This window comes from Flavobacterium urumqiense (assembly GCF_900108015.1).
In the GTDB taxonomy this organism is placed as follows: domain Bacteria; phylum Bacteroidota; class Bacteroidia; order Flavobacteriales; family Flavobacteriaceae; genus Flavobacterium; species Flavobacterium urumqiense.
This window is the reverse complement of the sequence record NZ_FNVP01000007.1, coordinates 186,828-201,650: the sequence shown is the minus strand read 5'-3', so window position 1 is coordinate 201,650 and position 14,823 is coordinate 186,828. Positions and strand designations below refer to the sequence as shown.

Annotated in this window: 10 protein-coding genes; 4 read left to right on the top strand and 6 right to left on the bottom strand. The window is 33.9% G+C overall.

All coding sequences use genetic code 11. The features are described 5' to 3' along the window. The 3 genes from C4S35_RS10340 to C4S35_RS10330 all read left to right on the top strand — a co-directional run. Positions 1-1,259 (top strand): T9SS type B sorting domain-containing protein (locus C4S35_RS10340; RefSeq protein ID WP_146059534.1); only part of this gene is annotated, 1,259 nt, incomplete at its 5' end. 64 nt (positions 1,260-1,323) lie between these two features. Further along, a complete protein-coding gene (locus C4S35_RS10335) occupies positions 1,324-2,241 on the top strand; it encodes a PorP/SprF family type IX secretion system membrane protein (protein WP_104000089.1) in 918 nt (305 codons plus the stop codon). An 18-nt stretch (positions 2,242-2,259) separates the two neighbouring features. Continuing rightward, positions 2,260-4,131 (top strand): OmpA family protein, encoded by a 1,872-nt coding sequence (locus C4S35_RS10330; protein ID WP_104000088.1) that lies wholly within the window; start codon positions 2,260-2,262, stop codon positions 4,129-4,131. Between the two features lie 94 nt (positions 4,132-4,225). Here C4S35_RS10330 and C4S35_RS10325 read toward each other — a convergent pair whose 3' ends face one another. Continuing rightward, the gene (locus C4S35_RS10325) at positions 4,226-4,807 is read right to left on the bottom strand and encodes a MiaE family protein (protein ID WP_104000087.1); all 582 of its coding nucleotides are present in this window, start codon (positions 4,805-4,807) and stop codon (positions 4,226-4,228) included. Positions 4,808-4,928: 121 nt separating this feature from the next. Here C4S35_RS10325 and C4S35_RS10320 point away from each other — a divergent pair, with 121 nt between their 5' ends. After that, positions 4,929-6,161, top strand: a complete 1,233-nt coding sequence (locus C4S35_RS10320) for a glycosyltransferase (RefSeq protein WP_244175246.1) — start codon at positions 4,929-4,931, stop codon at positions 6,159-6,161. A 55-nt stretch (positions 6,162-6,216) separates the two neighbouring features. On the opposite strand, the gene C4S35_RS10315 is transcribed toward C4S35_RS10320, so the two are convergent. The 5 genes from C4S35_RS10315 to porU all read right to left on the bottom strand — a co-directional run bounded on the left by C4S35_RS10315 (position 6,217) and on the right by porU (position 14,645). After that, entirely contained in the window at positions 6,217-7,884 is a 1,668-nt protein-coding gene (locus C4S35_RS10315; protein ID WP_104000086.1) for a pyruvate dehydrogenase complex dihydrolipoamide acetyltransferase, read from the bottom strand. A gap of 7 nt (positions 7,885-7,891) precedes the next feature. Continuing rightward, positions 7,892-8,890: a pyruvate dehydrogenase (acetyl-transferring) E1 component subunit alpha gene (gene pdhA, locus C4S35_RS10310; protein ID WP_104000085.1), complete on the bottom strand. Its 999-nt coding sequence runs from the start codon at positions 8,888-8,890 to the stop codon at positions 7,892-7,894. A 144-nt stretch (positions 8,891-9,034) separates the two neighbouring features. Then, positions 9,035-9,517 carry a cytidine deaminase gene (cdd, locus tag C4S35_RS10305; protein ID WP_104000084.1) on the bottom strand — a complete coding sequence of 161 codons (483 nt, stop codon included), beginning with the start codon at positions 9,515-9,517 and terminating at the stop codon, positions 9,035-9,037. Between the two features lie 89 nt (positions 9,518-9,606). Next, positions 9,607-10,776 (bottom strand): type IX secretion system outer membrane channel protein PorV, encoded by a 1,170-nt coding sequence (gene porV / locus C4S35_RS10300; RefSeq protein ID WP_104000083.1) that lies wholly within the window; start codon positions 10,774-10,776, stop codon positions 9,607-9,609. A gap of 38 nt (positions 10,777-10,814) precedes the next feature. Next, complete coding sequence (porU, locus tag C4S35_RS10295; RefSeq protein WP_104000082.1) at positions 10,815-14,645, bottom strand: type IX secretion system sortase PorU; 3,831 nt, start codon at positions 14,643-14,645, stop codon at positions 10,815-10,817. Positions 14,646-14,823: the final 178 nt, after the last annotated feature.

Genomic DNA, 14,823 nt, shown 5'->3' with positions numbered 1-14,823 from the left:
CAGGAATAATCAATACAATAAACGCTTTACCAACAATAACAGGTACTTTAAGTGTTTGTGCAGGTGCAACAACCACATTAACCGGTTCAGCTACTGCAGATGCCACAACCCCTTGGACATCTGCTTCAACAGGAGTTGCAACAGTAAATAATTCAGGCGTAGTAACTGGGGTTTCGGCTGGGACGAGTTTAATAACGTATAAAAACAGTAACGGTTGTACTACAACGTCAACAGTTACAGTAAATGTGTTACCTATAGCTACATTATCAAGTAATGATGTCGATAATTCTTTTTGTTCTGGTACTTCAGTTACTTTCACAGCGGGAGGAGGAACTAATTATAATTTTAGAGTAAATGGTTCAAGTGTCCAAAATGGTGCATCAACAACATATACAACAACAAGTTTAACTAACGGTCAAGTCGTTGATGTTATAGTTACCAATGCGTTTGGTTGTACTGCAACAAGTATAGGAATAACCAATAAGGTAAATGCTTTACCGATATCCCCTATATTAGTAATAATTAAACAGCCAACTTGTAGTGTTGCTACAGGAAGTTTTACTATCACTAATTATGATGCCACTTATACTTATGCAATAAATCCATCGGTAGGAGCTTCAATTTCAGGGAATGTTGTAACCGCTCCATCTGGAAACTATACCGTAACAGCTACTTTAGGTTCATGTACCATTGGTTCAAAACAAACAATAAATCCAATTCCTCCACAAATTCAATTTCAAATTAACGGAGATTGTAAGGATAAGGATTACGTGTTAACAGCTACTCCATTATCTAATTCATACGATCCAAATAATGTAGATTTCGAATGGAAAGATAATTCGGGTACAACTGTAGGGGCAAATTCTAATGTTTTGAATGTGTCAAATTTAATTTCTTCAACTTCTGAAAAAGAAATTTTCCCTTTAAATTTTACCTTGAGAATAACATCAACTGCAACCGGTTGCGAAACAATAAAAAATGTAAAAGTTGAAACTATTACTTGTAACATTCAAAAAGGAATTTCACCTGATGGTAACGGTTCGAATGATAACTTTGATTTAAAATTGATGGATGTAAAAAAGCTAGAAATATTCGATCGATATGGCATTAAGGTTTACAATCAATCTAATTATACGGATCAGTGGAAAGGACAGTCAGATAAAGGAGAGGATCTTCCAAGCGCTACTTATTACTATGTTATAGAACTTAATAAAGGCGAAACAAAAACAGGTTGGATATATCTAATCAGAGAAAAATAGTAAATTAATTTATTTTTGAAGTCCATGATCTCTTTTGGATGAATAAAACGAAAAACAAATAGATATGAATAAAATATTTTTGACCTCTCTTTTGGTTCTTATTGCCTATATCGATTCAAATGCGCAACAGAACCCTCACTATACTCAATATATGTATAATATGAATGTCATTAATCCTGCTTATGCAGGTTCAAAAGAAAGTATTTCTTTTGGAGCATTGTACAGAAAACAATGGGTTAATATAGAAGATGCTCCAACTTCTTTTACTTTTTCGGGACATGCCCCTGTTGGTAGTAATGTTGGACTAGGTTTATCTTTTATATCAGATAAGATTGGACCAGTAACTGAACAGAATGTATTTGGAGATTTTTCGTATACTTTAAAATTAAATGAGATAAGTAGATTAGCGTTGGGAATTAAAGCTGGTGTTTCATTTCATCAAGTTGGACTAAGAGATATACAATCTTCTTTACCTGATCCTTCAGAAGGTATTTTTGGGCAAGATATAAATGACGCATCATTAAATTTAGGTGTTGGTGCATTTTATTACACAGAAAATTATTATGTTGCTTTTTCAATTCCCAATTTAGCAAAATCAGCACATTTAGATTATAATGGTCGTGAATACGGTTCAGATGTGTCGCATTATTTTTTAACAGCGGGATACGTTTTTGATCTTAATTATGAATTAAAATTCAAACCGTCAACGATGTTGAAATCTGCATTTAATGTAACTCCGTCCTTAGATGTTTCTGCAAATTTTTTGTATAAAGAAAAATTCGAAATAGGAGCGACTTATAGATTACAAGATAGTTTTGGTGGGATGGTGAATTTTGCAATTACACCTGAGTTAAGAATTGGTTACGCTTATGATCATATTATTTCAGATTTGAAAGTGACCAGTCCTTCCTCTCATGAATTTATTTTGCTATATGATTTATTTGTTTCGAAAAAAGTTTCACGTTCTCCAAGATTTTTCTAATATTAAACTTTACAATAAATGAAAAAAATTACTATACTATTGTTTTTACTGTTAATAAATATTTCAGTAACAGCACAAAATAAATATACGAACAACGCTGATAAACTTGTTGTAAGATACGAATATGCATCAGCAGCTAAGGAGTATATAACTTTAATTGAAAATGGAAGCTCTGACCCATATGTGTATAAGCAGTTAGGGAATAGTTATTATAATATGTCTAATACTGTTGAAGCTGAAAAATGGTATTCAAAAGCGGTAGAATCTAAACAAGATTTAGAGACCTATTATAATTATGCTCAGACATTAAAATCAAATGGTAAATATGTAGAATCAGATAAACAAATGAGAATGTTTGTTTCTATGGCACCAAATGATCGAAGAGCAATAGAATTCAATAATAGTCCTGATTATCTTATCAAGCTAAAAAATATAGAAAAGCTATTTGATATAAATAAAATAACAGTAAATTCTGAAAAATCTAATTTTGGGGCAGTTCTTTATGGGAATACGCTTTATTTTGCTGGTGCGAGAAATAAGGGTACAAAAATTTACGGATGGAATGATGAACCTTTTTTAGATTTATATCAGTGTAATTATAATGAAGTAGATGGAACGTATTCAGAACCAACAGCAATTTCAGAATTAAACACAGTATACCATGAAGGTCCATTGACAATGACTAAAGATGGAAATACTATTTACTTTTCAAGTGAAAGTTTCAATGAAAAATTATTTTTAAAAGATAGTGCAAAAAAATTGAAATTCGGACAAGTTAGTTTGTATAAGGCTGTTAAGAATGACGGAAAATGGGTGTCAATTACCCCGCTTCCATTCAATAATAAAAGTTATTCTACTGGTAATCCATCAATAGACAAAGAAGGTAGTATGCTTTATTTCGCTTCCAATATGCCAGGCTCGATAGGCGGTACAGACATATGGAAAGTAGCAGTGAATTCTGACGGTACTTTTGGAACTCCAGAGAATCTTGGAGATAAAATAAACACAGCAGGTGATGAAAATTTTCCATTTATATCCGATAATGGCATTTTGTATTTTTCTTCAAATGGTCTAATTGGCTTTGGTGGATTAGATGTTTTTTATGTAGATTTAAATAAAAATGAGGCGCCAAATAATATGGGAAGCCCTGTAAATACAGAAAAAGATGATTTTTCATTTACATTTAATAAAGAAAAAAACATTGGGTATTTGTCAAGTAGTAGATCAGGCGTTGATAATATCTATAATGCAATTCCCGTGTGTAAATCAGAGATGCTTGCCATTGTAAAAAATGCCAAAACAAATACAGTATTAGCTAATTCCAGAGTAGTTTTTTTAGATATAAATAGAAATATTTTAGATACTAAGATAACGAATGATAAAGGAGAAGTCTTATATAGTACAGATTGCCAAAAACAATTTTCTATTGATGTTTATAAAGATGGGTTCGTTACTAAATCGTACCCTGCAAGTAAGATCGAAAAAGGATTGCGTACCTCTATGGATGTATTTATAGATCCAATTGAAATGACTGTAACTGAGACAGAAATTATATTAAATCCAATTTATTTTCATTCTAATAAGAGCGATATAACTGATCGTGGTGCAGCAGAACTCGATAAATTAATCTATGTGATGTCACAAAATAATTCACTTAGAATTGATGTCAAAGCTCACACTGATACCAGAGGTACAGACGAATATAATTTAGATTTATCTGAGAGAAGAGCTAAATCAACTGTTGCTTATATTATTTCTAAAGGTATTAATGCGGATAGGATATCAGGGAAGGGATATGGAGAATCAGCGCCTAAAATTGATTGCCAAGATAAATGTACAGAATTAGAATATGCTTTGAACAGACGTTCAGAGTTTATAATTGTGAACTAATTTAGAGAAATATAAAAAAAACAGGATGCCAAAAAGTATCCTGTTTTTTTGTATAAAATAGTCTGCAATTTATTTAAATTTTTTAGAGGGGATATTAACCGTGGATTGTTTCTTGTTTACCATAATTAGTAATAATTGAAGTTTCAAAGTCAATCCATTCTTGCCAGCGTTTATCAACATCAAAATTATCAACATATTTTCTGGCAAAGCCAAGAAAAGTAGTGTAATGTCCGGCTTCAGAAATCATCAGATCACGATAAAATTTAGCTAATTCAGGATCTTTTATGTTTTCTGAAAGAACTTTAAATCGTTCGCAACTTCTAGCCTCAATCATAGCTGAAAACAACAAACGGTCGCATAGCGCATCTCTTCGGCTGCCATCTTTTTTCATGAACTTAAAAAGCTCATTTACATAATGGTCTTTTCGTTCTCTGCCTAATGTTAAACCTTTGCTTTTTATTAAATTATGAACTAATTGGAGATGATCTAATTCTTCTTTAGCGATAATCAACATTTCTGTAACTAGTTCCTCTAATTCAGAATTATAAGTCACTAAACTTATTGCATTTGATGCTGCTTTTTGTTCGCACCAAGCATGATCGGTTAGGATTTCTTCTATGTTTGATTCGACTATATTTACCCAACGTGGGTCTGTGGCTAATTTTAAACCTAGCATAATATTAGAATTTATTTAGTTGTAAAATTAGTGTTTTCTTGCTAATTTTCACCCAAAACCAAGGAATTGCCATTAAAATAGTATTATTTTGCAGGTAAAATTTTATTCAAATAAGAATCAAGTGCAACAACTTTTAATTATTGGTTTAGTTTGGCCTGAACCCAATTCGTCTGCGGCAGGAGGAAGAATGCTCCAATTGATTTCACTTTTCAAAGAACAAGGATATGGCATTATGTTTTCGAGTCCGGCTCAGGACAGTGATTTCATGGTTGATTTAAAAGAAATAGGAGTTGAAAAAAAATCAATCACTTTAAATTGTCCTAGTTTTGATGTCTTTGTAAAAGCGTTAAATCCAACCGTTGTCTTGTTCGATCGTTTTATGATGGAAGAGCAGTTTGGTTGGAGAGTTGCCGAAAATTGCCCCAATGCCTTGCGATTACTTGATACTGAAGATTTGCACTGTTTGCGTTTAGCACGCCAAAAAGCATTTAAAGAAAATCGACTGTTTCTGACTTCAGATTTAATAAAAGAAGAAATAGCGAAGCGCGAGATTGCCAGTATTTTGAGATGTGACTTATCTTTAATGATTTCTGAAATTGAAGTTGAATTACTTACAACTACATTTAAAATTGACAAAGCATTACTGTATTATTTGCCTTTTTTATTAGAGCAAATAACCGTTGCAACTTTCGAAAAATTACTGCCCTTTGAAGAAAGAAAGGATTTTGTTTTCATAGGAAATTTTCTTCACGAACCCAATTGGAATGCTGTTCAGTATTTAAAAGAATCAATTTGGCCACTTATTAGGAAACAACTTCCTCAAGCTATTTTGAATATTTATGGTGCTTATCCTTCGCAAAAAGTATTGCAATTACATCAACCAAAAGAAGGTTTTTTAATAAAAGGTCGTGCTCCTAAAGCGCAAGAAGTGGTTTCTAGTGCTCGTGTTGTTTTGGCACCATTGCGTTTTGGTGCGGGTGTAAAAGGAAAATTAGTTGAAGCTATGCAATGTGGTACGGCAAGTGTAACTACTGCTATTGGAGCTGAATCGATGCATGGTGATTTGCCTTGGAATGGTTTTATAGCTGATAATCCACAAGTTTTTGCGGATGAAGCCGTACAGTTATACAACGATAAAAAACGTTGGCTTGAAGTTCAATTGAATGGATTTGCAATTGTCAATCAAAGGTATTCGAAAGCGCTGTTTGTAGAAGATTTTAAGAAGCAAATATTTTTTTTGCTCGCTAATTTGCAGCAACACCGATTGAATAATTTTATGGGAGCCATTTTACAACATCATACGTTGAGTAGTACAAAATACATGTCTCGTTGGATAGAAGCTAAAAATAAATAAAAAATCCCATCAAATTTTAAAATTTGACGGGATTTGTATTTTAAAAACCTAGTTATTACGCAAGCATTGTAACTGGATTTTCTATAAATTGTTTCAATGTTTGTAAAAATTGTGCTCCAGTTGCACCATCAATTGTTCTGTGATCGCAAGCTAAAGAAAGCATCATAGTATTACCAATAACAATTTGGCCGTTTTTAACCACTGGTTTTTCAACTATTGCTCCTACCGAAAGGATGGCGGAATTTGGTTGGTTGATAATAGAGTTGAATTCAACAATTCCAAACATTCCAAGATTAGAAACAGTAAAAGTGCTTCCTTCCATTTCAGTTGGTAATAATTTTTTGTTTTTAGCTCTTCCGGCAAGATCTCTTACACTTCCGCCAATTTGAGATAAACTCATAGCATCAGTGAATTTCAGTACAGGAACTACTAAGCCATCTTCAACAGCTACCGCTACTCCAACATTGACATGATGGTTAATGGTAATAGCATCCTCTTTCCACTGAGAATTAATTTTTGGATGTTTTTTCAAAGCCATCGCACAAGCTTTAATTACCATATCGTTAAATGATACTTTTGTATCAGGAACGTTATTTATTATTGCTCTTGATTTCATTGCTTCATCCATTGTAACTTCAATTGTTAAGTTATAATGAGGTGCAGTAAATAATGATTCTGCTAAACGTTTAGCAATGATTTTTCGCATTTGCGAATTTTTGATTTCTTCTGTAAAGACTTCTCCTGCTGGAACAAAGACTTTTGGTACAACTGCAGTTTGTGCAGTTTCTGGCGCAGATGTTGCACTTACCGGAGCGGAAGTTGCTTGAGGAGTAAAGTTTTCGATGTCACTTTTTACGATGCGTCCATTTTCACCAGAACCTTTTACTTGTGTCAATTGAATTCCTTTGTCACTTGCAATTTTCTTTGCTAATGGGGACGCTAAAATTCGTTGTCCATCGGTTGATACTTCTTGTACAATTGGTTCTGCTGTTTTTTCAGCAGGCGCTGATTTTGCTTCATCAGTTGCAACGGGAATCTTTGGAGCTCCGCCAGTTTTATAATTTTCAGCAATACCACTGATATCTGTTCCTTCAGGTCCAATGATTGCCAATAGGCTGTCAACGGGAGCTGTATTTCCTTCTTGGATTCCGATGTATAATAATGTTCCTTCATTGAAAGATTCAAATTCCATAGTTGCTTTATCTGTTTCGATTTCAGCTAGAATATCTCCTTCAACAACTTTATCGCCTACTTTTTTCAACCAGGTAGCTACAGTTCCTTCGGTCATTGTATCACTTAAACGAGGCATCGTAACTACGATTACTCCTTTTGGTAAAGAAGCTGCAGCTGTTGCAGGAGCAGCAGCTATTTCTTCTTTTTTAACTTCAGGAGCTAAGGGTATTTCTTTAGATTCAGGGTTAGCTTCTTTCGCATCAGGAGTTGCAGGAGTTGCTTTTCCAGCTATTAAAGCGGAAATATCTTCACCTTCGTTTCCTATAATCGCTAATAGAGAGTCTATCGGCGCAGTTTCTCCTGCAGGAATTCCGATGTACAAAAGTGTTCCCTCATTGAAAGACTCAAATTCCATTGTTGCTTTGTCAGTTTCAATTTCAGCAAGGATATCACCTTCGCTGATTTTGTCACCTACTTTTTTTAGCCAAGCCGCTACCGTTCCTTCCGTCATCGTATCGCTCAAGCGAGGCATTGTTATTATTGTTGCCATAATTGATTTATAGTTTATGAGGTAAAAATGGATAGTTTTCTTGATCGTATACTACATCGTATAATTGTTGAATTTCAGGATAAGGTGATTCTTCAGCGAATTTTACGCATTCTTCCACTAAATCTTTTACTCTTTGATCAATTGCTTCAATCTCTTCTTCAGTAGCATACTTTTGATCTTTAATTACATCTAAGACTTGTGTAATTGGATCAATTTTTTTGTACTCTTCTACTTCATCTTTTGTGCGGTATAATTGTGCATCAGACATAGAGTGTCCTCTATATCGGTATGTTTTCATTTCAAGAAATGTTGGTCCATCACCACGGCGAGCTCTATCAATAGCTTCCGTCATTGCTTCGGCAACTTTTACTGGATTCATCCCGTCAACTGGTCCACAAGGCATTTCGTACCCTAAACCTAGTTTCCAAATGTCAGTATGATTAGCAGTTCGTTCTACAGAAGTTCCCATTGCATAGCCGTTATTTTCTACGATAAAAACCACTGGAAGTTTCCATAACATTGCCATATTGAAGGCTTCATGCAATGAACCTTGTCGCGCAGCGCCATCACCAAAATAGGTCATAGTAACTCCTCCGGTTTCAAAATATTTGTCTGCAAATGCTAGACCAGCTCCTATTGGAATTTGACCTCCTACAATTCCGTGTCCACCATAAAAACGGTGCTCTTTTGAGAAGATATGCATAGAACCACCCATCCCTTTTGAGGTTCCGGTAACTTTACCCATAAGTTCTGCCATTACACGTCTTGGATCAACGCCCATTCCTATTGGTTGCACGTGATTTCTATATGCAGTAATCATTTTGTCTTTTGACAAGTCCATTGCGTGCAAAGCACCAGCAAGAACTGCCTCTTGACCATTATATAAGTGTAGAAATCCTCTAACTTTTTGTTGAATGTATAGTGCTGCAAGTTTGTCTTCAAACTTTCTCCAAAGTAGCATGTCTTCATACCACTTTAAATAAACCTCTTTTGTAACTTCTTTCATTTGGATTTTTTCTTTTGCTTAATCGTTATGGTGTTATAAAATAGTACTTATAACGCAAAATAGTTTCCTCACACAAATTTGCGAAAAGCAAAAATAAGACATTACAACTAAGAAGTGAAATTTATAGACTAATTTTTGGGTTTTTTAAAGGAATTTTTTGTCAAACATGAAAGGAAGTAAATTTTTTAGCGATGCTGATTTGTTTACTTCACCTTCTTCGCCCATAAAGTAAATTTCTATTGGGGTATCTTGTTTTATTTCATATTCTGCTATAGATTGTCTACAGGAACCACAAGGAGGAATAGGAGTAGTTGTCTTATTTGTGTCTGAAGCGGCAGTAATTGCCATTTTTAAAATTTTTGCTTCTGGATATACTGATCCGGCATAAAAAATGGCGATTCTTTCTGCGCAAAGCCCTGAAGGATAAGCGGCATTTTCTTGGTTTGAACCCAAGACAATTTGTCCGTTGTCTAAAAGTATCGCTACGCCAACTCTAAATTTTGAATACGGTGCGTACGCTTTTTTTCTTACGGCAACGGCTTCTTCCATTAGATTGTAAATATCTTTTGGTAATTCTTTAATTGAATCGAAAACTGTGAATTGAGTTGTGATGGAGATTTCTTTCATTCTTTTTTTTGAGGAAAAAAAATCCAAATTTCATCGCGAAAGCTTCGGGATTGAAATTTGGATTTTAGTTATTTAAAATTTTAGTTTTACTAATATTCATCGTACTTGTCACCGAAGTTAAAAGTAAGTGAAAATCTAAGTGTGTTTTCTAATGGGTTTTTTACTTTCGAGGCTGAGAATAAATAAGAGACATCTACTTTTACGATATTGTATTTAAATCCTGCTCCAAGTGAGAAGAACTGACGAGCTCCTTTTTGTGGACTTTCGTGAAAATACCCCAGACGCATAGCAAATGAATCTTGGTATAAATATTCAGCGCCGGCGGCATAAGTAAATTCTTTTAATTCTTCGCTTAAACCATCTGGAGCATCTCCGAATGATTTAAAAACACCTGATACCCATCCGATAGAACGGTAATTCTCGTTGTTTTGTGCTCTTTCTTCAGTACTTACTGTTCCATCCCCGTTTATATCTGGGTTTTGTGGAGTAGGTACTAATAATTTATTGAATTCTATATTTAAAGCTACTTTATTATAATCATCAAATATAAAATCAAATCCAGTTCCTATTTTTAAATTAGCTGGTAAAAAATTCGTGCTAAATTCATCATTGTCGTAACTTATTTTTGGGCCTAAATTTTGAATGTTAAATCCACCTCTCCATCTTCCGTTAAATTCATTATAAGCAATTTCTTCAGATTGATAGAAACCGGCAATATCAACAGCAAATGAACTGGCAGGTGTTGCATCACCATTGTCAGATGCTACTTTTAGACTGGAATGTATGTAACGTCCGGCTACTGCCATCGAAAATCTTTCACTTAATTTTAATGAATAAGAACCGTCAAGTGCAAATTCATTAGGAGAGACTATTCTAGGTACTTCATCAGGATTACCAGTTTCACGCAGTTCTATGTTACCTAAACCAAAATATCGTAAGCTCCCCGCAAAAGCACTTCGTTCATTAAGTTTATTGTAATAGGTTAATTGTCCTAACGAAATATCGTTTACCAAATCGGTAAGGTAGGGTGTGTAACTTATTGAAAAACCTTGTTTGTCTATAGCAAAAGCATATTTTGCCGGATTCCACTGCTGTGAAAAGGCATCTGCAGAAGATGAAACTCCAACGTCGGCCATACCAGCTGCTCTAGCATCTGCAGAAACTAATAGAAACGGAACTCCTGTTGTTATAACTCTATCTTGCGCTTTTGCAAGAAAAACTATAAAAAAACAGATAAAAAGTAAAGCTATTTTTTTCATTTTTGTGTAAAAATTGATTAGACAAATATAATATTTTATTAAAGTATTACAAGTTTTTCGTACTTTTCACTCGTTTTATTAGTCAGATTAGATTTTACAGTAAGTTTATATATGTAAACTCCTTTTCCTATTTTGCTTCCAAAGTCATCTTTGCCATCCCAACTAATATCTTTAGATAAAAACCCTTCCGTGGTAATAATCTGATTTTTAGTCCAGACCACTTTTCCTGTTATTGTCATAACTTGAACCTGAACTTCAAGAGCCTCGTAAGGTCTGTTATGAGTAAACCAAAATTCAGTATAGTTGACAAATGGGTTGGGGTAATTTAATACATGTGTCAATGTTATGGTTTCATCACCAACTACTATAAATTGAATTTCGATAATGATGGGATTATTATATACATCCCAAGCTTTGAACGTAATTGTATGTAAGCCTATTGATAAATTATGTAACGGGAATCTAAGTGTTCCACTAGTGTAATCATCTAATTTTGTTTGGTAATAATCATTTAGTATGTAAGGATTATTTACATCGCCATCTAAGATTCCAACAATATCATGACCTATTCCGCTAGCTGTGTTTATGCCGTTTTCATCTTCAAGAAAAGCAACAAGAAAAGGAGATTCATTTGTTGTACCACCCGAAACAAAAGTTTCGTCATTCATATATAACTTAACTCTTGGACTTATATTGTCTACGACTGCATTTTCATTTATTCCTCCTACTTTGATATTCGTATTATAGCCGGTTTCATTTTCTAAAAATTGATTTTTTTTGGCATAAAAACTGATTCTACCACTGGCTAATGGAATGCGGATGTCTCTGGGAACTACAAAACTAAACTCAAATTTGCCATTTGTAACCGATGCATTTCCTCTAAATATTGTTTCTCCTAAAACATTAAAATTTATTGGAGCACTATTCCCGTCATTGTTAAAAGTACTTCTTGCAATGATTTTGTCAAAAATAGTTGTGGAAAGTTCACCGTTATAGTTTGTCAATAAATTATTGTTTTCATCCGTAATCTCGCCGGTCAGCTTTATCTTTGATAACGATTTGAAATCATCAATGGGTTGAGAAATAGAAACGTCATTAACCTTTGTAAGGCTTACTTTTGGTTTTGGTATGGCAAGCATCAATGCTGGGTCGCCAATATAAAAAACGACATTGGTTGCTGAATTTGGATTTCTGTTTTTGGAGATTCTCAAAGCTTCTGCTATAGAAGAATACTGATTTGATCCGTACGATAATAAATTTTTTGATAATACATCATTGAAATTTTCGGCGCTATACTGACCGATTGCCCTTATGGTCGTGATCATTGCAATTGCACCTCCTGTTGGATTCCAATATGTATATTCACCTGCAGTAGGTCTGGAAGGATTATCAAAACGAGAAAATTCGCAAGTTATAGTGATAAATAAGGGATATTTATATTGATTACTTAAGTTTTGTCCGTCGGATTTTTCCCAAATACGTTCACTAGATAAGCCATCTTCTCCACCATGTCCCAAATAATTAAAGATTAATGCACCTTTTTCGAAAGCATTAAAAAAATCAGTTCTTGCTTTTGGATACCTGAATCCACCAGCGGATGCTTCTTGAACGTAAGAGTCCAGCAGTATTTTATTAACATTCAAAAAAGGTTTTTCAGTAGCAATAACATCAGCCAGATTATTTTGTCTACTCTGTAAACTAGCATCCGAAGTTTGATCCGAGTCGTCTGAAACTAAAACAATATTATTTCGCCAACTGCCATATGATTTTAAATCATGGTATTCGATTATTTTATTGACCATTTCATCAGCTTGCTTATTGTCATTTACAAGCATTCTTCCAACTGCAATGTCAATTCCTCCAAAATAAGAAACTATATTTCCTTCGTTTGAATCCATTAATCCAAAAAAATCATCAGAAGCAAATGAAGCTTCACCAGATGTATTACTCTTTAAGGAGTGATAAATAGGAACGATATTGCTGTTGTTCACGATTCGGTTTTTAAAATCATATGAGGCATCTCCAAAAAGATTGACATATTTTATTCTCTTTTCAGGTTGCGAGGCATTTTCATAGATATATTTGATGCAATTTCTTATGGCTGAAATGTCTTGTTTCCCAGACGAGAATTCTTGATAAATAGATTCAAGGGAGAGCACTTTTACATTTAGATTTGATTTCGAACGATGAAAAACAGCTAATTTTTCTGCCTGTGCTGTTAAAAAAGCAGGAGCTATAATGACATAATCAATATCTTGAAATTGACCTTGAGTATTTTTAAAAATTGAACCTTTTACGTTCTGATTAGCAATTTTAGTTTTGTTGCTTTTCAACGGGGTAAAATAGTCTGCTGCATCAAGTGCGATATATTTTCTAAGTTCACTGAGGTTTGCCTTGAAGGTAAATGAACTTTGACTTGGATTTTCAACTTTGGTTATGTTGTATAAGTCTGTGATATCCCAAACTTCAGGAATATTTGCAGAATTTGAGATGGAATAAGTTGCAACTCCTAAACTGGAAGTGGATAAGTCATATTGAAAATGAAATTGCTTTCCGTAACCTTGAAGTTTTCTTTTGGCGATAAGCTGAATGTAATCAAGGTATCCTTTTGATCCCGGGACACCATTGTTATTGTAACTTAATTTAATTTTTACATTTTCGGAACTATTAAAAGAGATATTGCTTGGCAGCGATCCGGTATTAAATTCGGTGTCAGAATTGGTGTTTAAAGCAGGAAAAGAAATGCTCCCAGTTTCTTGCCCGTTTGCAAATACTTTGAACGATGTAGGAGCAAAAGCTGCCGAAGCTGCTGTAGCCTTTATTTTGATTGCAGAAGATAGCTCGACGTTTGGAAAATTAAACTCAAATTCCTGATCCTGATTTATATCAAACGATTCGCCAAACCATTGCCGACCTAAATGAGCAATGTTTACTACGTCTATTTCGTGATATTGATGATCATCAAAAGTGTTTATTGTGATTGTGCTGCTTCCCGTTAGCTGCTTCATTGGGGCTATTCTTTTTCCTTCAGCACCTTCAATGGTTACATAGTAATAAGACTTCGTATCATATAAATTGATATTGGTCTGGCTTTCTTCATTCCAAGTATCCAAACCTTCAGCATAAAATAAGATATAATCGTCCTCATTAAATACGCCGTCGTTTCCTCCTATAACTTCAATAGCGTTTTCAGTTAAATCTGAAGGATAGTAGGTGTTGTTTGATAATGGGAGCATTTTTCCGCCATTACCATAAATCTTTATTTTTTTTGGATCAATGCCACTTGTAGTTAATCCTAACTGTTGTAAGAAACTTTTAGAAATCTTATAGACGCCAGACTTTTCAATGTAAAATTGATACCAATCTCCTGAGGCTAAAACGGAATCAAATATGGCGCTTGTGCTTTTATTGGATTGTGCGATTCGGGAGGAACTACTTTTTGTACTATAAGAAAACGATTTAATCCTTTTGAATCCAAAGTTGTCTTTCACGATAACTGAGAGCACAAGAAAGGTGTATTTCAGTTCTCGGGCAGTTATCGTTTTTAAGGAAGCATTGGGTGTTTCGGGTATGTTTTTCGAATCTAAATCACCAAGATAAGATGTTGAAACGGGTTCGTAAATGACATTGGTAATTTGAATGTCATCTTTATTAAAAGAAGCAGATTCCGATAATTTTAATGTATAAGTTATTGCTTTTTTCGAGACATCATAGTAGTAATTTTCGCCGTTAAATTGAGGGGCGTTGATTATAATATCCCCAATAGGAAATTCTTTTTTTTCTGACCATTCAATGGTAATGTTGCCATTATTTTGGGCAAAAGAGATAAATGGGAGTAGAGATAAGTAAACTAAAAGTGTTTTTCTCATTGTTTTTTTAGCGGGATTGAGACTGAATTATTACTAATGAGTAAAAATAAATCATTTAGTGTAATTGTAAATAATAAATATTATAAATTTGCGTTTTTGTAGTATGATTTTTTGATAAAATTTATTAAAAAAGCATTTTGCAAGTTAATGGTTAATTGTTATATTGCGTCACTTTAAA

Bases quoted from the DNA above. Each gene is read 5' to 3' on its own strand.
- C4S35_RS10335 (WP_104000089.1), top strand. From the start codon at position 1,324: ATGAATAAAATATTTTTGACCTCTCTTTTGGTTCTTATTGCCTATATC.
- C4S35_RS10330 (WP_104000088.1), top strand. From the start codon at position 2,260: ATGAAAAAAATTACTATACTATTGTTTTTACTGTTAATAAATATTTCA.
- C4S35_RS10325 (WP_104000087.1), bottom strand. From the start codon at position 4,807: ATGCTAGGTTTAAAATTAGCCACAGACCCACGTTGGGTAAATATAGTC.
- C4S35_RS10315 (WP_104000086.1), bottom strand. From the start codon at position 7,884: ATGGCAACAATAATAACAATGCCTCGCTTGAGCGATACGATGACGGAA.
- pdhA (WP_104000085.1), bottom strand. From the start codon at position 8,890: ATGAAAGAAGTTACAAAAGAGGTTTATTTAAAGTGGTATGAAGACATG.
- cdd (WP_104000084.1), bottom strand. From the start codon at position 9,517: ATGAAAGAAATCTCCATCACAACTCAATTCACAGTTTTCGATTCAATT.
- porV (WP_104000083.1), bottom strand. From the start codon at position 10,776: ATGAAAAAAATAGCTTTACTTTTTATCTGTTTTTTTATAGTTTTTCTT.
- porU (WP_104000082.1), bottom strand. From the start codon at position 14,645: ATGAGAAAAACACTTTTAGTTTACTTATCTCTACTCCCATTTATCTCT.